Here is a 22,166-nt window from a genome sequence, read left to right on the forward strand (position 1 = left end):
CCTGGCCAAGAAGGCAAAGTAGAGGGCGATTGATGTTTCAGAGGACGAAAGAATATTTAAATACGTCCTCTCGTCACGTATCTTTTGAATTCAGAAGCAAAAAAAACCACTTTTCTCAACGATCTGAAGGGCCGATGATGGCCCTTATTTTTTTATGCTTTATGGACGGATTCCGCATTTGTTTTTGATAAAGTGAATTTGGTTTTCCAGTCGGTGAATTCGTTCTTCCGTCTCCTTTATTGCGGGGTCCAGCGAAGATAACAAGGCATCAAGGTCATTTTGCAGCTCATACAGGTCTTGTCCGGAATTGGAGCAATCATAACGGCTCTCCAGATTATCGTCCACAAAGAACACCTCCATCATTCAAATGAGTTCTTTGTTAGTATGGGGGGGCCTGCAGACAAGTATGATGTCAGGGATAAGGAAATTACAGGATAAGAATCTTGGATTCTGACAAAACTTTAATGTGGATTCATTGGGATGAAACTCATTATAGCATAAGACATTCCTTGATTTTTGTATAAAAATGGAATTCGGATTTCAGCGTAGCCGATAATTTTTTTGAAAAGAGTGTTTTTTATGCATACTTGAAAGCTGTATAGGGAACTTTAAAGGAAATGATGAAGGAGGCTTCATGCTATGCAGCAAACGGAAATCCACAGCAAGGTGGATTCTTATAAATTAGGTTTGGGTCACATGCAGGAAAAGATGCCTTCGATGGTGGATGCATATCATCATTTTACCGGAGAGTGCTTCAGTCCCGGAGCTCTAGATGCCAAGCAGAAGCAATTAGTTGCGCTTGGAATCAGCTTGTTTGCCAATAATGAAGTATGTACCTTATATCATGTTCAAGAAGCGCTCTCGTTGGGGGCATCCGAACAGGAGATTGCGGAAACTACGGCTGTGGCGGCTGCGGTGGGAAGCGGTCATGCGCTATCCCAAGGAGCGACCCGGGTGCAGCAGGCGTTACAATCGCTCCTTCATGGAAGGCAATAATCCTTTTAATAATTCAGACTGGATACGGGTGATGGTAAAAATGAGATGGAATCGTACAACGGAACGTTGGCCCATCAAAGGCAAGGTGGAAGCGGACCGAAGCACGAAACAGCTGCTGCAGAGAATTCGTCCAGGGAGCATAGCCGTTATCGCGCACGACGATTTGGACGAGTTGGCTGTACGGGGGTTATTGGCCGCAAATGTTAAAGCGGTGATAAATGCGGGCAAGACCGTTACCGGTACCTTTGCCAACCGGGCGGCATTACTGCTTTTGGACGAAGGGCTGCCGCTTTTTGAAACGGCTCCGGCTTGGTTTGAGCTGTTAAGCGGAAGCTCTGAGGTCATCATAACCGAGTACGGCATCGATCTCGGCCATATCCGCATTCCTTGTCAAAGCTTCACCAGACACATATGGTTGGAGGCATATCGTGCCGCCCGGAAGACAGAGTCCTTTCAGCTCCGTGAATTTATTGACAATACGCTCCGGTATGCGAATCAAGAAAAGGAATGGCTGATCAGCCCGCTCGCCCGCCCGCCGATCCGAACAAAGCTGGAAGGCAAGCCTGTGCTTATTGTCGTTAGGGGAAGCGGATACAAGGAGGACTTGGCCGCTTTGCAAGCCTATATCCAGCGTGAGGACCCGGTGCTCATCGGTGTGGATGGCGGTGCTGATGCCTTGCTTGATTTCGGATACGTTCCTCAGCTGATTATAGGGGATATGGACAGCGTAACAGACCGGGCTTTATGCTCTGGAGCCGAGCTCATTGTACATAGCTACATCAACGGAGCAGCTCCGGGCTTGGAACGATTACATAGGCTTCAATTGTCCGGAACGCTTTTGCCGAGCGGCGGAACCAGTGAGGATGCTGCCCTGCTTCTGGCCTACGACGGGGGCTGTGAGCAAATCGTAACCGTCGGGCTGCACAGCCATATGCAGGATTTTCTTGAGAAAGGCCGTAAAGGTATGGCAAGTACTTGGCTCGTGCGTATGAAGGTCGGCAGCAGGCTGATTGATGCGAGGGGATTCAGCCGGCTTTACCCGGCGAATGAGACGATAAAACCGTTTAAAATCAGACGGGCTTGGCATGCTTTTGTCCGATCTTTGCTTTAGACCACAAGGAAGGGGCCCATGTGATGACACTGGTATCCGTCATTATTCCCGTTTGGAACGAAGCGGAGTATCTTCCTGCAACGTTGAAGGCGGTGAAACAGGCCATAACTATGATAGAGGGGGCGGGGTCCCGGCTGAAGTTTCAGCTCATTGTTATTGATGACGGAAGCGATGATAACAGCAGTGCGGCCGCTTGTGTTTGGGCGGACCTGGTGATCGGATTCCCCGTAAACCGGGGAAAGGCGGCTGCGATATCAGCAGGATTCCGTGCGGCTGAAGGAGAAATTTTGGTTTTTTTGGATGCCGATCTGGGCGAAACCGCAGCCTGCTTTCCGCTTTTGCTGGAGCCGTTACTCCAGGATCAGGCGGATTTGACGGTTGCCCATCTTCCGCAGATCAAGAAACCGGCAGGCTTCGGATTGGTGAAAGAGCTTGCAGCGCGCGGCGTGAAAGCATTAAGCGGCTATTCATCGCGAGCTCCGCTTTCGGGTCAGCGTGCGGTAAGGGCGGAAGTCTTGAAGCGCAGCGGTCGGAGCTACAAGGGCTTTGGGGTGGAGGTAGGTATGCTGGTGGATGCCGTCAAGCTCGGTTATCGTGTCATGGAGCCCGCAGTGCCTTTTCGCCACAGGGAGACAGGAAGAGATTGGAACGGCTTTATGCACAGGGGCAAACAATTCATTGCCGTCAGTCTGACGTTATGGCAATGCTGGAGGAAACCGCTATGCTGACCCTTTCGAATTTGGAATGGATTCTGTCCGGTGCGCTCTTGTTTATTTTTGGGCGTTGGCTTTTGCCCATCAGTTTACGGTTTCTGCAGGAGCACGGAATTACCGAGCGCAGCTATAAAGGGCACACGATTCCTACGTCAGGGGGATTATTCATCTGGCTTCTTCTTCTCGTCTATTCTGTCATATGCCGCTTAATCGGCTCCAGGTATCCAGATGCGGTATGGGTCATCTCTTTAAGTGTGATATGCTTTGCCGGTTTTCTGGATGATGTGAAGGGAGATAAGCATATCAAAGGCATTAGAGGCCATTGGATGGAGTGGAAGCAAAAGCGCAGCATCACGACCGGCATCTTGAAGGCCGCAGCAGCATTTCTGGCAGGTCTCATGCTTTTGCTTCCGAACCCAATCAGCTTGTGGAGCCTGCCGCATCAGCTCCTGCTTGTGCTGCTTGCAACGAACGCTGTAAATTTATTTGATGTCCGCCCGGGCAGAGCATTGAAAATGTTTTTCTTTGCGATGGGAATAATCGGGTGGAGCGGTTTTTTCACGGCAGCCGCTGCTGCGGCGGGGGCGTGGGAGCAGCTGTGGCATAGTCTGACACCGGTTCTTGTCGGTGCGCTGCTGCTGGCTCCGCTGGATTTGAGGGGACAGGTTATGCTTGGAGATACCGGGGCCAATCTGCTCGGCTTTGCGCTTGGCATCGGCATGGTAAGGCTAACGCCGGAGCGGTTTCAATTAGCGGCTCTTGGTGTGCTGATCGCATTGCATATATTGACTTGGCGCCGCTCCCTAAGCGCCTTGATTGAGGCAAATCGCTTTCTGCGCTGGCTCGACGGCGCCGGTCGGGGACGGGTATAACAGCAACACAAAAGGGATAGCCTCGTAAGGTTATCCCTTTTTACGTTTTTCCCGGAATCGCGGGGCGACGTAATTATGCTTTCGATCACGGAAAAAAATCCATCCTCCGATAAAGGCGACTCCCGTTCCGAACAAAATCAGCCCGAGAATCATCTTACCCCAGAGAATTCCCGGGTCGGCAGCCGTTTGATCGAATTGAGCGAACCAAGCATCCTTCATGGCAAGAAATCCATAGGTAGCCATCAGGCCCGGAATGACCAACATCAGCATGGCAATAAATCGGAATAAGGTGACTTTCATGTGCGGCTCCTTCTTTTTTCCAGCAAAACTCTTCTACTAAATAACGTTACCACAATTTGAACAACAATTCATTCCTTTTCACAATTTGGACTATATTTCTTCAGCCGAATATGGTTAAAATAGAAGAATCATAGTTTCGGAGGGAAATCAAATGACGCATGCTTTTGATATTGTGGTCCTCGGCGGAGGCATTGGCGGTTATTCGGCAGCGATTCGCGCTGCCCAGCTTGGAAAGAGTGTGGCCATCGTCGAACGTGAGAAACTTGGTGGAACCTGTCTTCACCGTGGCTGCATCCCGAGCAAGGCGCTTCTGAGGAGCGCGGAAGTCTACGCTATGATCAAGGAAAGTGAGCGATTCGGAATTGAGACGGATGACGTCCGGGTCGATTTCGGTAAAGTAGCATCACGCAAGAATGCCATCGTAGAACAGCTGCATAACGGACTTCAGTATTTAATGAAAAAAAATAAAATTACCGTATTTTCCGGAATGGGGAGAATCATAGGCCCATCTATTTTTTCGCCGCGGAGCGGCAGTGTGTCGGTGGAGCAGGAGGACGGGGAAATCCTTACACTTGTACCGGAGAAGCTGATCATCGCTACAGGCTCGCGCCCGCGAAGCCTCCCTGGTTTGGAGACCGATGGGGTTCGTGTGCTGAATAGTGACGATGCGCTCCGCCTGGAGAAGCTTCCGGCATCGGCATTGATTATCGGCGGAGGAGTCATCGGTGTGGAATGGGCGTCGATGCTCTGTGATTTCGGCGTTCAGGTAACGGTTGTGGAATACGCGCCAAGGCTTCTCCCTGGAGAAGATGAGGAGGTATCGCGCGAGCTCGAGCGTCTGCTTAAGAAACGGGGAGTAACCGTCAGAACCGGGGCTAAAGTTCTCGTCGATACACTGAAGAAGGGCGATTCGGGCGTACAGCTTGCCGTTGAGCATAAGGATGCTCAGCATGTGCTGGAAGCGGAGATCGCGCTTGTTTGCGTCGGCCGTCAGGCCAACGTCGAAGGCATCGGCCTGGACAATACCGATGTGAAAGTAGAAGGCGGTTATATTCGAGTCAACGATAGGATGCAGACGTCGGAGCTGCACATCTATGCGGTGGGTGACTGCATCGGCGGTCTGCAGCTGGCTCATGCGGCAGGTCACGAAGGGATTGCCGCCGCTGAGCATATTTGCGGACAATCCGTGCATCATTATGCTCCGCACCAGGTTGCGCGCTGTGTCTATTCACGTCCTGAAACGGCAAGCGTCGGACTGACCGAGCAGCAGGCGAAGGAACGCGGTCATCAAATCAAGACCTCCAAGGTACACTTTAAGGCTCTCGGAAAAGCGCTTGTCTACGGAGAAAGCGACGGCTTTGTAAAGGTGATTGCCGATTCTGCAACCAATGATATACTGGGTGTTCACATGATTGGCCCTCATGTAACCGACCTGATCTCTGAGGCGGCGTTGGCTCAGCTTCTCGAAGCAACGCCTTGGGAAGTGGGGCAGACCATTCATCCGCATCCGACGTTGTCCGAAATTTTGGGTGATGCGATGCTGGCAGTAGACGGGAAGGCTATTGTTGTTTAATGAAATTCGATGATAGAAATTGTGTTCATAATCCAAACGGTTTATAATATATATAGTGTCAAGTACTAGCACCTGGTAATAAAATAAGGTGATAAATGTTAAGGAGGCGTCCGCCCCATGTCCATCGGACAATTAACCAGACATCGACAGCTTGGTTTAACCGACGATCAAGTCATTGAGATGTACACATATATGCTGAAGGCCCGAATGTTCGACGAGAGAGGGTTTGTTTTGCAGCGCTCCGGGAAAATCGCGTTCCACGTATCCGGCATCGGCCAGGAGACGGCCCAGGTGGCTGCGGCTTTCGCGCTGCAAAAGCAAAAAGACTATTTCCTCCCGTACTATCGCGATTACGGGTTCGTCCTGACCATCGGAATGACGCTCAGGGAGCTGATGCTGTCGGTCTTCGCAAAGGCGGAGGATCCGAACAGCGGCGGGCGGCAAATGCCGGGACATTTCAGCCATAAGAAGCTGAATATCGTAACGGGGTCCAGTCCGGTAACGACACAGGTACCGCATGCGGTAGGCTTTGCATTGGCCTCAAAGATGAAGCGTCAGAACTTCGTCTCGTTCGTCACTTTCGGCGACGGCTCCAGCAACCAGGGAGATTTCCATGAAGGCTGCAATTTTGCAGGGGTACATAAGCTGCCTGTCATTTTCATGTGCGAGAACAATCAATATGCCATTTCAACCCCGCTTCACAAGCAGACAGCCGGAAGCATAGCGGAAAGGGCCATCGGCTACGGATTTCCCGGTATCAAAGTGGACGGCCGTGATCCGTTGGAGGTGTACCGCGTGGTCAAGGAAGCGCGTGAGCGCGCACTGCGCGGTGAAGGGCCGACATTGATTGAAGCGGACATGTACCGCATCCCGCCGCATTCAACCTCCGATAACGATTTGCTTTACCGGACCAAGGAGGAAGTGGAAGAAAATCGTGTTAAAGACGGTCTCCTTGGATTCCGGAAATATTTGATCGAATGCGGCGTATGGAGTGAAGCTCAGGAGGCAGAGCTGGCGGAGCAAATCAAAGCGGAGCTGATCGAGGCGACGAATTATGCCGAGCAAGCGCCGTTTCCCAAACCGGAAGATACGCTGCGGCATGTTTATGCCGAACCAGGGGAGGAATAAATCGTGGCTGTCATTACGTATTTGGAAGCGATTCGTACGGCAATGAAGGAAGAAATGGAACGGGATGAGGACGTATTTGTTCTCGGCGAGGATGTCGGCAAGGGCGGCGTCATGAATGCGACCAAAGGATTGCGCGACCAGTTCGGCGAAGAACGCGTGATGGATACGCCGCTTGCGGAATCATCCATTGCTGGAGTAGCGATCGGTGCGGCGATGTACGGCATGAAGCCTGTAGCCGAGATGCAATATGCAGACTTTATGTTCCCTGCCACAAACCAGATTATCAGTGAAGCGGCCCTGATTCGCTACCGGTCTAACAATGATTGGAATTGTCCGATCGTCATACGTGCACCATACGGAGCGACAGGGGGCGGCGCCCTTTACCATTCTCAATGTCCGGAATCGGTGTTTTTTGGCATTCCCGGCTTGAAGATCGTCGCACCGTCAAATCCATATGACGCCAAAGGCCTGCTCAAAGCGGCAATCCGTGACGCCGACCCGGTCCTCTATTTCGAGCATAAAAAATGCTATTTGGGAGTCACAGGGGAAGTGCCGGAAGACGATTATATCGTACCGATCGGCAAAGCCGATGTGAAAAGGGAAGGCACGGATATCACGGTGATTTCCTACGGACTAACCGTGCAATATGCGCTAAGAGCAGCGGAAGAACTGGCCAAAGAAGGCATCAGTGCGCATATACTGGATCTGCGAACCCTTCAGCCGCTTGATAAAGAAGCGATTCTGAATGCAGCAAGCAAGACCGGTAAGGTGTTAATTATTCATGAAGACAATAAAACCGGCGGGGTCGGTGCGGAGGTATCCGCGATCATTGCTGAAGAGCTTCTGTTTGAGCTTGATGCGCCGATCGTTCGGTTGTGCGCACCCGATGTGCCGGCTGTAGGGATGAATCCGCCGATGGAAAAGTTCTTCCTCCTGAACACGGATAAAATCATGGAGGCCATGCGGAAGCTGGCTTTGTTCTAGGCAGGACGCGTGTCCTTTGAAGCTGGCGAATTTAGCCGGCCTTCAGGCCGGCGTTTTCATAGGAGGTTATGCAGCATGAAGGAGAATATGAAAGGGACAGAGGTTACGGTTCCCCATTTGGCTGAAAGTCTGGTGTCGGCAACGATCGGCAAATGGCTTAAGCAGCCTGGGGATTACATAGAGCAGTACGATGTGCTTTGCGAGCTTATTACGGACAAGGTAACGGTAGAGATGCCTTCGCCTATCGAAGGCAGGCTTGTTCGGCTTTTGGTGGAAGACGGGGCAACGGCTGCTGTTGGAGAAGCGATTTGCATCATTGAGGAGCCGCAAAAAAATGCCGGAAGCGTCGCGGGAAATGAACCGGCACAGCCGGGCGGCACGTCGCGTCCGGCAGCGCAGGACAAGGATGCGGGGATGAGCGGGCGATATTCTCCTGCCGTGCTGAAGCTGGCGGCGGAACACGGAATATCCCTTGCCGATGTAAAAGGAACCGGCTTGGGAGGACGTATTACCCGCAAGGATGTCGAGGCCTTGGTCGCTTCCGGACGTGCGGTCGGCTCAAGGTCATCCTTGCCGGCCGATGAGGTGAATAGAGAGGCAAGGGCAGCTGCCGCCGCCGCCGGAGTATTTGTTCCCGAGCCTCCCAAGGTGCCTGTCCGTTCAACCGGTATTCATTTGTCGGAGAATCCGCCTTTACCGAAGATTCAGGTGGAAGGAGAATCTGTGGGCGGCCGCGGGGAATATTTAATCGACGTGACCCCGATCCGCAATACGATAGCGAGCCGTATGCGTCAAAGCGTCACGGAAATTCCGCATGCCTGGACAATGATCGAGGTGGATGTTACGAATCTGGTTTTGCTGCGCAACAAGCTCAAGGATGAATTCATGAAAAAGGAAGGCATCAATTTGACTTATTTGGCCTTCCTGCTGAAAGCCGTTGTCAATGCGATAAAAGATTATCCGATCATGAACTCGGTTTGGGCCGTCGATAAAATTATTGTCAAACGGGATATTAACATTTCCCTTGCCGTGGGTACGGAGGATTTTGTGGTAACACCGGTTATTAAGAAGGCCGATCAAAAAAACATTGCCGGCCTTGCCCTGGAAATCGACGCTTTGACCAGGAAAGGAAGAGCCGGCAAACTGGAGCTCAGCGATTTTGAAGGCGGTACGTTTACGGTCAATAATACCGGTTCTTTCGGGTCGATTCTTTCCTATCCGATCATCAACTACCCCCAGGCTGCGATCCTGACCTTCGAATCCATCGTAAAGAAACCGGTTGTCATCCAAGACATGATCGCGGTGCGTTCCATGGTTAATCTATGCTTGTCCCTTGATCACCGAATCCTTGACGGGGTGATCTGCGGACGCTTCCTGCAGCGTGTCAAAGAAAATTTGGAGGCTTATAATCAGGATACCAAGCTGTATTAAAGCCTGCTTTAGCTATAGCAGCATCCCTACTGTAAAGAGCAGGGTGGACAATAGCATGGATATGATCATCACATAAACGATAATTTTGAAGATAAGTTTGTTTTGCACAAGTTTCAACTCCTATTCAAGGGAATACTATAATAATATTGTAACTCATGTGCAGATTGGAGGAAAGCAAATGATAAAGCAGGACCGACTGGTCGCTGAATTTATTGAGCTTGTCCAGGTAGACAGTGAAACGCGCCATGAGCAGGAAATCAGCCGGGTGCTAAAAGAGAAATTTTCCGCTCTTGGTCTTAAGGTGGAAGAGGACGATACGGCAGCTAAGACGGGCCATGGATCGGGCAATCTGATTTGCACACTGCCGGCATCGCCGGGCAAGTCCGCTGCGGCCAAGCTTTTCTTCACCTCGCATATGGATACGGTCACTCCGGGCAAAGGCATTAAACCGCACATCGGCGAGGACGGGTACATACGCAGCGACGGGACGACCATTCTTGGCAGCGATGATAAAGCGGGCTTGGCTGCAATGCTGGAAGCGATCCGTGTACTGAAGGAAAACCAAATCGAACACGGCCAAATTCAATTTGTCATTACGGCCGGGGAAGAATCAGGCTTGCTGGGCTCACGCGCTATGGATGCCAAATGGATGGATGCGGATTTCGGCTATGCCCTGGATTCCAACGGCGACATCGGGGCCATTGCCGTTGCCGCTCCTACGCAGGCCAAGGTGAATATCACCTTTTGGGGCCGTTCCGCACACGCTGGAGTTAATCCTGAGGACGGTGTGAGTGCCATTACGGTGGCCAGCAAAGCGATCTCCCGAATGCCGCTGGGCCGTATCGATAAAGAGACCACGGCCAACATCGGGCGCTTTGAAGGCGGTGTGGATGGAGCAACCAATATTGTAGTGGAGCGGGTTCGGTTGGAAGCCGAGGCTCGCAGCATTACTCAGGAAAAAATGCTTGCCCAGGTTGACAAAATGCGCCAAGCGTGCGAGCAGGCGGCTGCGGAGATGGGAGCCAAGCTCGATTTCCAAAGCGAAGTGATTTACCCCGCCTATATGTATGACGAAACAGCGCCGGTCGTAAAGCTGGCGATGCAGGCGCTCGCCAACTGCGGCTGCACCCCGCGCACCTTCCATTCCGGAGGCGGCAGCGATGCCAACATGTTTAACGGCATGGGAATCCCGACCGTGAACCTGGCGATCGGATATCTGGACATTCACACCACCAAAGAACGCATTGCCGTTAAAGATTTAGTGAAAACTTCCGAAGTGGTAGTAAACATTATTCAGGAAGTCGCTAAAGGAGCATAAAACTCCCGTTAAAGCCACTCGCATGCCATAAACATGCCGGGTGGTTTTTTTTTGTATGCTTGCACGTAAGCTGTATGGTAGGGGGTGATCGAATGGGCTTGATCATGATGGAGGGTGTGGTTACGGCAGTAGATGGTCTTGGAGCATTATCAAACGCTCAAGTCCAACTGGTGGAGGTGCGGCAGTCCAATGGGGTAACGGCCAGGGCTATTCACGATGTATCCGTCTTTCCCAAGCTGTCTCTAGGGGATACGGTGCTGTTAAATACGACGGCAGAGGTCCTTCAATTAGGCACAGGAGGATATCATTTGGTTCATTCGGTGCTCAAGCCATTCATGGAAGCTGCAGTGACGGGACCGGGCCATATTATGAAATTGCGCTACACATCGCTGCAGCGGGCAGTGCTGGCGGTTGAAGAGCCGGATAGTCCGCATCATGAGAAAATGGCCGGACGCAGGACACTGGAGGGCATGCCTGTACTGTTAGGTGAACTGCATAGCATGCTGCCTGCAGCAGTATGCTGGCTGCGACACCTTGCCGGCCAAGCGCAAACGGGGACCAGGGAGTTGAGGATCGCGTATATCATGACCGACGGCGGAGCGCTGCCGCTCTCCATTAGCCGGCATGCCGCCAGACTGGGCGAGCTGGGCTGGCTTACCGGAACGATTACGTACGGTCATGCCTATGGTGGAGATCTTGAAGCCGTAAATAAATTTACGGCGCTGCTTGCGGCAAGACATGTTTTGATGGCCGACATCGCTATCGTCATCATGGGCCCCGGCATCGTTGGGACAAATACGGTTTACGGCTACAGCGGTATTGAGGTCGGCGAGTTGATCAATGCGGTGCATGCCCTCAAAGGCAAGCCCGTTATCATTCCACGGATCAGCTTTGCGGATCCCAGGGAGAGGCACATAGGTATCAGCCGCCATACGCTGACGGCATTAACCGATGCCGCTCTGGCGCCATGCTGCCTAACGCTTCCGCTGATTCGGGAACCCAAAGAGCTCCTGCTGCTGAAACGGCAGGTGCTGCAGCAGGAGCTCGACCGGCTGCACCTCGTCCGCTGGATGGAGCCTCCCGATATGAACGAAATGGAGGCAGCGCTTGAGCCCTACGGAAGACCGATCACTTCGATGGGAAGGAGTTTACCTGAAGACCCTTCGTTTTTTGCTGGAGTCTGCGGAGCCGTCTCGGATGCGTATCGGCAATATTTATATGTACAGGACAGCTAAGCTTGTACTTTAAGTCCGAGTCGTTTACGTTCAAAAATGATGTTAAAGGCTGGTCGGCCGATAATACTCCCAACGTCGTTTTCAAATATTGTCTTACTTCCCATGCCTTGCCGACCAGACGCAGCTGGCCTTGGCTAATATAGGTTTTCATAGTGTTCCCCCCAAGCTTCGATAGGATGATATAGTTCACCTTATGCGCAAGAGAGAGCGAGTATGTCTTGATTTCATGATATAATAAACATATGTCTTACTATTAAAATACCCAAATGGTAAAGAAAGGAAACGTATAATGAATTCAATTCCCCATAAAAAATTCGAAGAAGTCACGATCTCTACTCAGCCTATATTCCAAGGGAAAATTATTTCTCTTCAGGTGGATACCGTTAAACTGCCGAATGGATCCGAGGCGACCCGCGAAATTATAAAGCACCCGGGAGCCGTGGCGGTTCTGGCGATCACCCCTGACGATCGGATGCTGGTCGTGGAGCAATACCGCAAGCCGCTTGAGAAAAGTCAAATTGAAATTCCTGCAGGTAAATTAGATCCGGGAGAGAAGCCGGAACACTGCGCCCGGCGGGAGCTCCTGGAAGAAACCGGATACACCAGCGGTTCGCTTCACCTTCTGAGCTCAGTCTATACGTCGCCAGGCTTTGCCGATGAGATCATTCACCTGTATGTAGCTCAGGACCTGACGAAAGGGGAGGCTCAACCTGACGAGGACGAGTTCCTTGAAGTTGAAGCGATAACGCTGGAGCAAGCGCAGCAGTATGCGGCTGAAGGACGGATCAGCGATGCAAAGACGATCATGGCGATGTATGCCTGGCAGGTCTATAAGCTGACAGGGAAGTTCTGACATGCCGCTTCAGGATTACTATGCTGATCTTCATATCCATATCGGACGAACGGAAGCGGGAGAAGCGGTCAAAATCAGCGCAGCGAAAAACCTGACGTTTTATAACATTGCGCGGGAAGCCTCAGAGCGCAAAGGCATTGATATTGTTGGCATCATTGATTGTCATTCTCCCGGAGTGCAGCGTGAGATGGAGTATTATTTGGATCGTGGAGACATGGAGGAGCTAAGCGGCGGAGGCATCCGGTATCATCATACAACCATCATCTTAGGCTGTGAAATCGAGGTGCGGGATCCGGGAATGGGAACGGCTCACCTCATCGCATATTTGCCTAAGCTTTCCGACATGCGGCGATTTACGGACTGGCTTAGCCAATATATGAAAAACATTAATCTCAGCTCCCAGCGTATTTATGTCACCGCCCGTGAACTGCAAAGGGAGGTCATCGAACGCGGAGGAATGATGGTACCCGCCCACATTTTCACGCCCCATAAGAGTGTATTCGGAAGCTGCTCCACCCGAATGGAGCACCTGCTTGATCTGGACGGTGTCGCAGCCGTAGAGCTGGGGTTAAGCGCGGACTCGGTGATGGCCGGGTATATCACCGAGCTGGACCGTTACACGTTCCTGACCAACTCCGATGCGCATTCTTTGCCCAAGATCGGCCGTGAATATAACAAGCTGGCGTTGGAGCGTCCAACCTTCGATGAGCTGCGAAAAGCGCTATTTAGGGTAGCTGGACGTAAGGTGCTCGCGAACTACGGTTTGAATCCACGGCTTGGCAAATACCATCGAACTTACTGCGGCAGCTGCAACCATATATTGGATGAACAACATGCTACTGCCACAGAGCGCTGTCTATACTGCGGTAGTATGAAGCTTGTGAACGGAGTCATGGACCGTATTATGGATATCGCCGATCGGGTCGAGCCCGTCATTCCCGCCGATCGGCCGCCGTATCATTACCAGATTCCGCTTGAATATATTCCCGGTCTTGGCCCAAAGATGCTGGCTCGGCTGCTCTCCCGTTTCGGCACCGAAATGAACATGCTGCACCGGTCGTCATATGACGAGCTTGCGGAAGCCGCTGGGGAGACCATCGCCAGCTATTTGACGGCTGCACGTGAAGGAAGGCTGCAGCTTACCACGGGCGGAGGCGGCAAATACGGGAAGGTGAAGGTCTGAAGTCATAACCTAAGGCGCTTCTTCATAAGCTTTAGTAATCGGACAAGGGGGGCATGGCAGCATGTTGCGCAACCGAACGCTTGAGCAGTATATGAAGGAGCATCTGTCGCTGTATATTTTTGTAGGTGTCATATTCGTAACCGGAGTCGTCTTTGGTGCCGTCATGGTGAACGCCCTATCGCTGGAGCAGAAACAGGAGATTACAAGGTATCTCGGAAATTTTTTCGCCTCTGTCAATCAAGGAGGTTTGGTGACGGAGACTTCAGCATCCATAAAGGAGTCATTCGGCATGCACATCAAGTGGGTGCTGATTATCTGGCTTCTCGGATTATCCGTGATCGGGCTGCCGCTTATCCTTATTCTTGACTTTCTTAAAGGTGTGCTGATTGGATTTACGGTCGGTTATATGGTGGGCACGCTTTCGTGGAAAGGACTTTTGTTTGCACTCGTTTCGGTCGTTCCGCAGAATTTGGTCGTCATTCCGCTGTTGATTATTTGCAGTGTGTCCGCCATATCATTTTCCATTCACCTCGTAAAGAACCGATTTATCAGCCGAAAAGGACCGCTTTACGAGCCTTTTATGCGGCTTTCCGGTACGATTCTCGCTACCGGCATCATGATGATCGGAGTAGCGGTGTTTGAAGCTCGCGTTTCTCCGGTGATGATGAAATGGGTAACACCGATGCTTATTACGATGCCGCCCTCTTAGCCGGGAGGCTAAAAGGTTTGACTTTCCTGCATTTGACCTCCTATAATGTAAGAATAAGCAGCCTGCAGTGAATGCTTACGAAGAAGGTTTTGCAGCACAAAGCCTACAGCATCTGCATAAGATAAAGGTTTTGCTGTGCAAAACTCAAAGTCACGGCTTACAGGAAGGTTTTGCTGTGCAAAGCCCAACGTTATTGCTTACAAGGAAGGTTTTGCTGTGCAAAACCCTTAGGGGGAAAAGCATGGAATCTCGCATCGAAAAAATAAAGCAGCAGCTTCAGTCTCAGGGCTACAAGCTGACGCCGCAGCGCGAAGCGACCGTCCGGGTTCTGCTTGAGAACGAGGAAGACCATCTCAGTGCGGAAGACGTCTTCATGCTCGTAAAGGATAAAGCGCCCGAGATTGGCTTGGCCACCGTTTACAGAACACTGGAGCTGTTAAGCGAGCTGCATGTGCTCGAGAAAATGAATTTCGGCGACGGCGTAGCTCGGTACGATTTGCGCAACGACAGTACTCATCATCATCATCATCATTTAATATGCGTGCAGTGCGGAGCCGTGGACGAAATCATGGAAGATTGGCTTGGCATGCTGGAGGAGCGGCTGGAGCGGGAGTTCCGGTTTCAAGTCCTCGACCATCGTCTTGATTTCCAAGGCATTTGTCACCGCTGCCGGGATAAGAACAAAACCTAAAAAACCTAAAACCTTCGGCTTGTATCGATTTCAAGCTGAAGGTTTTTTGCATACTTTACATATTCACATCAATATGACAAATCCTATATATACGTTTCTTGATGAGGGAGGAGAATGACCCATGATCATAGGAATACCTAAGGAAATCAAGAGCAATGAAAATCGGGTGGCTTTGACTCCCGGCGGGGCCGCGATGCTGAAGGCGGCAGGTCATACGGTGCTTGTTGAGACGGGAGCGGGGGCCGGCAGCGGCTTTACCGATGAGGACTATGCCAAAGAAGGCGCCGTTTTGATCTCACAAGCGGCTGAAGTATGGGCCAAGTCGGAAATGATCATGAAGGTGAAGGAACCGCTGCCTCAGGAATTCGCTTATTTTCGAGAAGGGTTAACGCTCTTTACGTATCTGCACTTGGCAGCCGAACAGCTGCTGACCGAAGCGTTGGTGCGCAGTAAGATGACGGCGATCGCTTATGAAACCATTCAAATACCCAACGGCAGTCTTCCGCTTCTGACACCTATGAGCGAAGTGGCCGGACGGATGTCGGTTCAGGTCGGGGCTCAATTCCTGGAGCAATTTTACGGAGGTCGCGGCATTCTTCTGGGAGGTGTTCCGGGGGTACCCCCTGCGGACGTGATTATACTGGGCGGCGGAATCGTCGGAACCAACGCGGCCAAAATGGCGCTGGGACTTGGCGCCAATGTCGTTGTGATCGAAAGAAGCGCCGACAGGCTTCGTTATCTTGACGATGTGTTCCTTGGAAGGATCCGTACACTGATGTCCAATCCGTACAATATTGCCAATGCGGTACAGAAAGCGGATCTGTTGATCGGCGCGGTGCTGATCCCGGGGGCGAAAGCGCCGAAGCTGGTCACAGAAGAGATGGTCAAACAGATGAAACCGGGAGCCGTCATTGTCGATGTGGCCGTCGATCAAGGGGGTTCGATTGCCACGGTGGACCGGGTGACAACGCACGGCCAGCCTACATACGAGAAGCACGGTGTTATTCATTACGCCGTAGCGAATATGCCCGGGGCTGTGCCCCGAACCTCTACACTTGCTTTAACCAATGTGACGATCACGTATGCTCTGGAGCTTGCCGGCAAGGGAGTCACCCGGGCGCTGTACGGTAACCCGCCATTAAAGCACGGTGTGAATACGTATCGGGGCCATGTAACCCACAGCGCCGTCGCGGAGGCCGTTGGACTGCCGTATACCGGTCTGGATACACTTTTGCCCATCAGCTGAGGAACTGCACGACCCGCACATAAACACGTCCGAAGGATCATAGTCTTTTAGAAGAAAGGGGAGAGTACAGGCTATGATCTTTCATATTCGTATCCGCAAGTGGATGGGACGAATGCGATTTATGCTGTTGTTTCTGACGTTTACCTTTGCGATGTATCATTTGCTGATGATGGTAACCCGTTTTATTGAGCCCATGCCCAAATACAAAGAGCCGGTCGGCGGGGCGGTGAAAGTATTTCAGAACGAGCATGTGTCGATATCTCCGTCTATTCCTATGGGAGAAAGGCTGAAACTTTTTTATTGGATCGGTGAATAAATTGCCGGCACGAGCAGGAAATCAACCCTTTTTGTTGAATGTAGTTAAGACTGCCGCTGTACAATACAAAAGGGGATCAGGCTCTCATGAAAAACGATTTGAAATCGTTTATCCGATTTTTATCTGAAGAACGAGGCTTAGCCCAAAATACATTGGACTCCTATGAGCGCGATTTGTCGCAATACATCGAATTTTTGGAGCAATCGGGCATTCATTCACTTCGGGACAGCGGGAAGGTGAGCATCTCGGCTTACCTGCTTAAGCTAAAACAGCTCGGGCGGGCTGCGGCAACGCTTTCCCGGAATATGGTATCGATCCGTGCGTTTTATCAGTACATGGTAAAAGAGCGGAGGATGGAGCATGATCCTTCCATGCATATGGAGACGCCCAAGCTGGAGAAGAGGGTACCCAAGGTGCTTACCGTCTCCGAGATGGAGAGGCTGCTGGAATCGCCGTTGACGTCAGCGCCCAACGGGATGCGCGATAAAGCGATGCTGGAGGTGCTGTACGCTACGGGAATCCGGGTATCGGAGCTTATCTCGCTTGATGTGGACAGCGTCAACCTGACGGTCGGTTTTATTCGCTGTGTGGGCAAGAATAAGGAAAGAGTCGTTCCGTTGGGGGGCATCGCTTCTCAATATGTACATGAATATATCGAAACCATGCGACCAAAACTGCTGAAAAAGTCAAAGGCTGAAGAAGCGCTGTTTATCAATCATTTGGGAACGCGCATGACGAGGCAGGGATTTTGGAAAATCATTAAACGTTATGCTGTGGAATCGGATATCCGGATGGAAATCACACCGCATACGCTTCGTCATTCGTTCGCCGCACATCTGCTGGAGAACGGGGCTGACCTGCGTTCTGTTCAAGAAATGCTCGGCCATGCCGATATTTCCACTACGCAAATTTACACCCAGGTGGGCCGCGGCAAAATGAAAGATGTCTACAATCGCACCCATCCTAGAGCCGGAATCAAATAACGGCTGATTCGCCCGCCTTTCGTGTGAACGGAAGACGGGTTGTTTCATTCGGAGGCTTTTGCAAAAGCCAATCCGGTTTGCGATAATATCCATAAGCTTGTCATCTGAAGCAGAGAGGCGGGGTATGGTTTGAAATACAAACGTATAGCAGTCATTGTACTGGATAGCGTAGGCATCGGCGAGCTTCCCGATGCGGCGCGTTTTGGAGATATCGGTTCTCATACCCTAGGGCATATCGCGGAGCGGGTGCCAACGCTAAGATTGCCCCACATGCAGCGGTTGGGGCTGGGAAATATTGCGCCTTTGCAAGGAATTCCGCCGATAGAAAAGCCGCAGGGATATTATGGAAAGATGGCCGAAGTATCGGTTGGTAAAGATACCATGACCGGTCATTGGGAAATCATGGGATTAAAGGTGGAGACCCCGTTCAATGTGTTTCCTGACGGTTTTCCGGCAGAGCTGATCGAACGTTTTGAGAAAGAAACCGGCCGCAAGGTCATCGGCAACAAAGCGGCCTCCGGCACGGAGATTCTGGAGGAGCTTGGTGCCCAACAGATGGAGACCGGAGCATGGATCCTTTACACTTCGGCGGACAGTGTGCTGCAGCTTGCGGCGCATGAAGAAGTTATACCGCTTGCGGAGCTGTATCGCGGGTGTGAAATTGCCAGGCGCCTGACGCTGGATGAGCCCTACGCCGTAGGCCGTATCATCGCTCGTCCATACATTGGGAAGCCCGGCGCCTTCACGCGGACGCCGAACCGGCATGATTATGCCGTCAAGCCTCCTGCGCCAACCGTTATGAATCTGCTCAAGGATGCGGGATATAACTCGATCTCCGTAGGCAAAATTAACGATATTTTTTCCGGGGAAGGGGTTACGGAATCGAATCCCACCAAGAGCAATCTGGATGGTATTCACAAGACGATAGACAAGCTGTCCCATCCCTTTGAAGGCCTCCTGTTTACAAATCTGGTCGATTTTGACTCCCTGTACGGGCACCGGAGAGATCCGGAAGGATATGCAAGGGCCTTGAACGAATTCGACCTATGGCTGCCGAAGCTGATGGAGCGGATTGGACAGGATGATTTGCTTATTTTGACCGCGGACCACGGGAACGATCCGGTTCATCACGGAACAGATCATACCCGGGAATATGTTCCGCTGCTGGTGTACAACCCGGCTTTTCAAATGACAGGATCACTTGGCGTCCGTCATACGTTTGCAGATATCGCCGCAACGGTTGCCGATAACTTTGACCTGGCCGCAGTGAAAAATGGGACAAGCTTTCTAGGAGAGCTACAATAAACGACAAGGAGCTGGTGGTTCATGGAGCAATACCCGTTACTGCAAAATATTCAAGAGGCTGCCGCATTTATCCGCGGCAAATATCCGGTTGAGCCTGAAATTGGCTTGGTGCTCGGCTCCGGACTGGGTGTGCTTGCCGATCTCGTGGAGGATGCCGTAGTCATTCCTTATGAGGAAATTCCCCATTTTCCTGTGTCTACTGTGGAAGGACATGCCGGCGAACTGCTGCTGGGTACGGTTGACGGACGCCATGTCCTATTGATGAAAGGCCGCTTTCACATGTATGAAGGCTATGGTGTCGAGACGGTATCATTTCCCGTACGGGTCATGAAGGCGCTGGGCGTTAAAATACTGCTCGTTACCAATGCGGCCGGAGGAATAAACACCACCTATGAGGTGGGGGATTTAATGCTGATTAAGGATCATATCAACTTTACGTTCCGCAATCCGCTGATTGGTCCCAATCCTAGCGAGCTTGGTGTCCGTTTTCCGGATATGTCCGAAGCATACAGCCGCCGTTTGCGCGAAATAGCCAAGACGGTGGCCGCTGAACAAGGACAGAAGCTTCAAGAAGGCGTGTATATCGGTCTGTTGGGACCATCCTATGAAACACCTGCTGAAATCCGGATGATGCGTACGCTCGGCGCTGACGCTGTGGGCATGTCTACGGTCGCCGAAGTGCTGGTCGCCCGCCATGCAGGCATTGAGGTGCTTGGCTTCTCCTGCATCAGCAATATGGCGGCAGGCATTCTGGATCAGCCCTTGTCCCACCAGGAAGTAATGGAGACGACAGAACGGGTAAAGCAAACCTTTTTGAAGCTTATTGTAGGTATTATTCCGCGCCTTTAGCGTTCGATCTGCGTCTGACAATCGAAAGGAGAGGTGAAAGCAATGGAACCTAATTATGTACAGCACATCCAGGAGTCCGCTCAATGGATCAGCGACCGGATCGATCGACGTTCGCTGGATATCGGTCTTGTTCTTGGCTCCGGTCTTGGCGACATGGCCGCTCAGGTTGAAGATGCCGTCACGATTCCTTATGACCGCATCCCTCATTTTCCGGTTTCTACCGTAGAAGGTCATGCAGGTCAGTTTGTTATCGGCAAGCTGGAGGGCAAATCGGTTATCGTCATGCAGGGGCGCTTTCACTATTATGAAGGCTACTCGATGAAAAAAGTCGTGTTTCCGATCTATGTCATGAAGCAGCTGGGGGTTCGTTCGTTAGTGATCACCAATGCGGCTGGAGGAATGAACCGCCATTTTCAAGCCGGAGATTTAATGCTGATCTCCGATCATTTGAATTTGACCGGAGACAATCCGTTAATCGGAATCAACCATCCGGAATTAGGGCTTCGTTTTCCGGATATGTCCAATGCTTACAACCGGGAATTCCGTGTACTCGCTAAACGTATTTCAGAACAAATGGGACAGGAGCGCAATGAGCCCTTGCGACTGCAGGAAGGCGTCTATGCCGGGATCAGCGGCCCGAACTATTTGCCTCCTGCGGAACTATCGATGCTGGCCCGGCTCGGAGGAGACGCCGTGGGTATGTCTACTGTCGGCGAGGTCATTGCGGCCAGTCATGCCGGCCTGAAGGTGCTCGGTATCTCATGTATTACCGATATGGCGATCGGAGAAGAGCTGGAGCCGCTCACCCACGAGCAGGTGGTCGACGTAGCGAACCGGACGAAGCCGGTGTTCATTGAGCTTGTAAAGCGGTTTGTACGGGAAGTTCTCGTGTAATCTTAGGTTCGTTGAAGATGTGATGGATATCTCACGATCACATGGCATCAAAAAAAGGTATTCCCCCGAGAAGATGGGGGAATACCTTTTTTAGTTTATTTCGATTTTTTTGCACCCTTATCGCTAGTTCTTGTCGTTGTATTTTGATTGGCATGTCCTTGTTGTTTGGCGCACATCCGGTACACCTCCCCCTGCAAGAAGTCGTACTTGAGCTCTTATAGTATTGCTTTCTTTAGCCTGGTTATGCGATTCATGAAAGTCTCCTCAGGTTAAGAAAACTTTATATAATCAGGGCTATTCGATTTAGGTCGCATGTGCTAGTATTGGGAATAAGGAACTAAGTATATATACCTATTCGGTATACAGGATATAGATCAATAGAAGGGTGTGGCATAGCATGACCATGCTAAAGGTTGCCAACTGTCCGAAATGCGGCAAAGTATTTCAAAAAAATGTTAGGAACATGTGCAATGATTGTCTGAGTTTGTTAGATCACGATTATGATCTTTGCGACGGATTTCTCCGAAACCATCCGAGAGCCACGACGGATGAGCTTCTTGAAGTTACCGGAGTCACTCTTGCCGAGATCACTTCGTTTATAAAGAGCAACAGACTGCCAGTAAGTATTTATCCAAATTTAACATATCCCTGCAATAGCTGCCGCGCGCCGATACGCCAGCATCACTTGTGCGCTTCCTGCCGTATTCGTCTTGTTTCGGATATTAACAAGATGAAGGAACAGGAGGCCAAGCTTCTTGAACGAGGAAGCGGCTTTCAAATCCACAAGCAGCTCTCTTAAGATTCAAACTCCCAAAACGCAGTCTGAACGACACGGATTTCTTTCTTCAGCATTTTTTGTTGCAGATGAGGTTTTATGCTAAAATAGCTTGGGGCATAATAGCTTAAGATGTTTTATTGCCCGAATTTGTCACAAATTTTTCACCTGTTCGTCATCAAAGGATATGTGTAAAAGGACGTGTATTTTGTACAATAAGAGTATACGTCTTAACGGCTAACAGTAAGGGGGGAATTACCTATGCAAAAATGGGCAATGTTTTCACTATTCATCATCGCTTGTCTCCTCGGATCAGGAGTGCTGTTCCAGAATATCTCGGCTCGTCAGGCGGAGATGGCACAGGAAGCGGCAGCCGGGCCTACATTGAAGTTCGTAGCTTCGAACTATCATTTCGGTGAAGCGACATATACCGTGAAAGCCGGTGAGAAAGTGACGGTTTCCTTGCAAAACAAGGAAGGTCTGCACGCGATGGAAATCGTTGGCACTCCTGTGAAGCTTGACAACAACACGAAGTCCATGGAAGTCACATTCGACAAACCGGGCGAGTATGAAGTTCATTGTACGCTGCCATGCGGTCCAGGCCATGCGGAGATGAAAACGAAGCTGATCGTTCAATAACGACTGCACCAGGAAGCTTGAGGGTTTTTTACCCCGGCTTCCTTTTCTTTTTGTCCCGCGGC

Annotated in this window: 26 protein-coding genes; 21 read left to right on the forward strand and 5 right to left on the reverse strand. The window is 51.1% G+C overall.

The genetic code is table 11. From position 1 onward, the window contains the following. Positions 1 to 159 precede the first annotated feature (159 nt). Positions 160 to 345 carry a DUF2524 domain-containing protein gene (locus tag ACZYR9_RS08370; RefSeq protein WP_488978017.1) on the reverse strand — a complete coding sequence of 62 codons (186 nt, stop codon included), beginning with the start codon at positions 343 to 345 and terminating at the stop codon, positions 160 to 162. 294 nt (positions 346 to 639) lie between these two features. Between ACZYR9_RS08370 and ACZYR9_RS08375 the strand changes: the two genes are divergently transcribed. Genes ACZYR9_RS08375 through ACZYR9_RS08390 form a run of 4 tightly spaced genes read left to right on the forward strand, consistent with a single transcriptional unit; the run spans position 640 to position 3,692 of the window. Further along, on the forward strand, positions 640 to 996 hold the full coding sequence (locus tag ACZYR9_RS08375; protein WP_488978018.1) for a carboxymuconolactone decarboxylase family protein: 357 nt from the start codon (positions 640 to 642) through the stop codon (positions 994 to 996). Positions 997 to 1,036: 40 nt separating this feature from the next. Continuing rightward, entirely contained in the window at positions 1,037 to 2,107 is a 1,071-nt protein-coding gene (gene steA / locus ACZYR9_RS08380; protein ID WP_488978019.1) for a putative cytokinetic ring protein SteA, read from the forward strand. 23 nt (positions 2,108 to 2,130) lie between these two features. Beyond that, complete coding sequence (locus ACZYR9_RS08385; protein ID WP_488978020.1) at positions 2,131 to 2,835, forward strand: glycosyltransferase family 2 protein; 705 nt, start codon at positions 2,131 to 2,133, stop codon at positions 2,833 to 2,835. Beyond that, a complete protein-coding gene (locus ACZYR9_RS08390) occupies positions 2,829 to 3,692 on the forward strand; it encodes a hypothetical protein (protein WP_488978021.1) in 864 nt (287 codons plus the stop codon). The genes ACZYR9_RS08385 and ACZYR9_RS08390 overlap by 7 nt, the downstream gene beginning before the upstream one ends. Before the next feature lie 30 nt (positions 3,693 to 3,722). Here the strand turns inward: ACZYR9_RS08390 and ACZYR9_RS08395 are convergent, their stop codons facing one another. Then, on the reverse strand, positions 3,723 to 3,992 hold the full coding sequence (locus tag ACZYR9_RS08395; RefSeq protein WP_488978022.1) for a DUF2627 domain-containing protein: 270 nt from the start codon (positions 3,990 to 3,992) through the stop codon (positions 3,723 to 3,725). 151 nt (positions 3,993 to 4,143) lie between these two features. Here ACZYR9_RS08395 and lpdA point away from each other — a divergent pair, with 151 nt between their 5' ends. The 4 genes from lpdA to ACZYR9_RS08415 all read left to right on the forward strand — a co-directional run bounded on the left by lpdA (position 4,144) and on the right by ACZYR9_RS08415 (position 9,108). Next, positions 4,144 to 5,565 carry a dihydrolipoyl dehydrogenase gene (gene lpdA, locus ACZYR9_RS08400; protein ID WP_488978023.1) on the forward strand — a complete coding sequence of 474 codons (1,422 nt, stop codon included), beginning with the start codon at positions 4,144 to 4,146 and terminating at the stop codon, positions 5,563 to 5,565. A gap of 117 nt (positions 5,566 to 5,682) precedes the next feature. Further along, on the forward strand, positions 5,683 to 6,693 hold the full coding sequence (locus tag ACZYR9_RS08405) for a thiamine pyrophosphate-dependent dehydrogenase E1 component subunit alpha (RefSeq protein WP_488978024.1): 1,011 nt from the start codon (positions 5,683 to 5,685) through the stop codon (positions 6,691 to 6,693). A gap of 3 nt (positions 6,694 to 6,696) precedes the next feature. After that, complete coding sequence (locus ACZYR9_RS08410) at positions 6,697 to 7,677, forward strand: alpha-ketoacid dehydrogenase subunit beta (protein WP_488978025.1); 981 nt, start codon at positions 6,697 to 6,699, stop codon at positions 7,675 to 7,677. A 75-nt stretch (positions 7,678 to 7,752) separates the two neighbouring features. Continuing rightward, positions 7,753 to 9,108 (forward strand): dihydrolipoamide acetyltransferase family protein, encoded by a 1,356-nt coding sequence (locus ACZYR9_RS08415; protein ID WP_488978026.1) that lies wholly within the window; start codon positions 7,753 to 7,755, stop codon positions 9,106 to 9,108. A gap of 12 nt (positions 9,109 to 9,120) precedes the next feature. Here the strand turns inward: ACZYR9_RS08415 and prli42 are convergent, their stop codons facing one another. Continuing rightward, positions 9,121 to 9,216 carry a stressosome-associated protein Prli42 gene (prli42, locus tag ACZYR9_RS08420; RefSeq protein ID WP_149917076.1) on the reverse strand — a complete coding sequence of 32 codons (96 nt, stop codon included), beginning with the start codon at positions 9,214 to 9,216 and terminating at the stop codon, positions 9,121 to 9,123. Positions 9,217 to 9,286: 70 nt separating this feature from the next. On the opposite strand from prli42, the gene ACZYR9_RS08425 reads away from it, so the two are divergent. Both ACZYR9_RS08425 and ACZYR9_RS08430 read left to right on the forward strand, forming a co-directional pair. Next, complete coding sequence (locus tag ACZYR9_RS08425; RefSeq protein ID WP_488978027.1) at positions 9,287 to 10,426, forward strand: M20/M25/M40 family metallo-hydrolase; 1,140 nt, start codon at positions 9,287 to 9,289, stop codon at positions 10,424 to 10,426. 92 nt (positions 10,427 to 10,518) lie between these two features. After that, positions 10,519 to 11,661, forward strand: coding sequence for a DUF3866 family protein (locus tag ACZYR9_RS08430; RefSeq protein ID WP_488978028.1), 1,143 nt, complete (start codon positions 10,519 to 10,521; stop codon positions 11,659 to 11,661). Here the strand turns inward: ACZYR9_RS08430 and mciZ are convergent. Continuing rightward, positions 11,555 to 11,812, reverse strand: coding sequence for a Z-ring formation inhibitor MciZ (mciZ, locus tag ACZYR9_RS08435; RefSeq protein WP_488978029.1), 258 nt, complete (start codon positions 11,810 to 11,812; stop codon positions 11,555 to 11,557). The genes ACZYR9_RS08430 and mciZ overlap by 107 nt on opposite strands. Before the next feature lie 138 nt (positions 11,813 to 11,950). On the opposite strand from mciZ, the gene ACZYR9_RS08440 reads away from it, so the two are divergent. The 10 genes from ACZYR9_RS08440 (at position 11,951) to ACZYR9_RS08485 (ending at position 20,690) form a co-directional block, all read left to right on the forward strand. Beyond that, positions 11,951 to 12,514 carry an NUDIX hydrolase gene (locus tag ACZYR9_RS08440; protein ID WP_488978030.1) on the forward strand — a complete coding sequence of 188 codons (564 nt, stop codon included), beginning with the start codon at positions 11,951 to 11,953 and terminating at the stop codon, positions 12,512 to 12,514. Position 12,515: 1 nt separating this feature from the next. After that, positions 12,516 to 13,697: an endonuclease Q family protein gene (locus ACZYR9_RS08445; RefSeq protein ID WP_488978031.1), complete on the forward strand. Its 1,182-nt coding sequence runs from the start codon at positions 12,516 to 12,518 to the stop codon at positions 13,695 to 13,697. 61 nt (positions 13,698 to 13,758) lie between these two features. Beyond that, entirely contained in the window at positions 13,759 to 14,406 is a 648-nt protein-coding gene (spoIIM, locus tag ACZYR9_RS08450) for a stage II sporulation protein M (RefSeq protein WP_488978032.1), read from the forward strand. 241 nt (positions 14,407 to 14,647) lie between these two features. Beyond that, on the forward strand, positions 14,648 to 15,097 hold the full coding sequence (fur, locus tag ACZYR9_RS08455) for a ferric iron uptake transcriptional regulator (RefSeq protein WP_054817769.1): 450 nt from the start codon (positions 14,648 to 14,650) through the stop codon (positions 15,095 to 15,097). 121 nt (positions 15,098 to 15,218) lie between these two features. Continuing rightward, entirely contained in the window at positions 15,219 to 16,343 is a 1,125-nt protein-coding gene (ald, locus tag ACZYR9_RS08460; RefSeq protein ID WP_488978033.1) for an alanine dehydrogenase, read from the forward strand. Positions 16,344 to 16,416: 73 nt separating this feature from the next. Further along, positions 16,417 to 16,659: a DUF4227 family protein gene (locus ACZYR9_RS08465; RefSeq protein WP_488978034.1), complete on the forward strand. Its 243-nt coding sequence runs from the start codon at positions 16,417 to 16,419 to the stop codon at positions 16,657 to 16,659. Positions 16,660 to 16,745: 86 nt separating this feature from the next. Then, entirely contained in the window at positions 16,746 to 17,642 is an 897-nt protein-coding gene (xerD, locus tag ACZYR9_RS08470) for a site-specific tyrosine recombinase XerD (RefSeq protein ID WP_488978035.1), read from the forward strand. A 129-nt stretch (positions 17,643 to 17,771) separates the two neighbouring features. Further along, on the forward strand, positions 17,772 to 18,947 hold the full coding sequence (gene deoB / locus ACZYR9_RS08475; RefSeq protein WP_488978036.1) for a phosphopentomutase: 1,176 nt from the start codon (positions 17,772 to 17,774) through the stop codon (positions 18,945 to 18,947). A 21-nt stretch (positions 18,948 to 18,968) separates the two neighbouring features. After that, entirely contained in the window at positions 18,969 to 19,796 is an 828-nt protein-coding gene (locus tag ACZYR9_RS08480) for a purine-nucleoside phosphorylase (protein ID WP_488978037.1), read from the forward strand. A gap of 42 nt (positions 19,797 to 19,838) precedes the next feature. Next, positions 19,839 to 20,690, forward strand: a complete 852-nt coding sequence (locus ACZYR9_RS08485) for a purine-nucleoside phosphorylase (protein ID WP_488978038.1) — start codon at positions 19,839 to 19,841, stop codon at positions 20,688 to 20,690. A 637-nt stretch (positions 20,691 to 21,327) separates the two neighbouring features. Here ACZYR9_RS08485 and ACZYR9_RS08490 read toward each other — a convergent pair. After that, on the reverse strand, positions 21,328 to 21,474 hold the full coding sequence (locus ACZYR9_RS08490; protein WP_488978039.1) for a hypothetical protein: 147 nt from the start codon (positions 21,472 to 21,474) through the stop codon (positions 21,328 to 21,330). A 252-nt stretch (positions 21,475 to 21,726) separates the two neighbouring features. Between ACZYR9_RS08490 and ACZYR9_RS08495 the strand changes: the two genes are divergently transcribed. Beyond that, a complete protein-coding gene (locus ACZYR9_RS08495; RefSeq protein WP_488978040.1) occupies positions 21,727 to 22,104 on the forward strand; it encodes a cupredoxin domain-containing protein in 378 nt (125 codons plus the stop codon). Positions 22,105 to 22,166: the final 62 nt, after the last annotated feature.

It is taken from the genome of Paenibacillus sp. F024 (genome assembly GCF_057814255.1).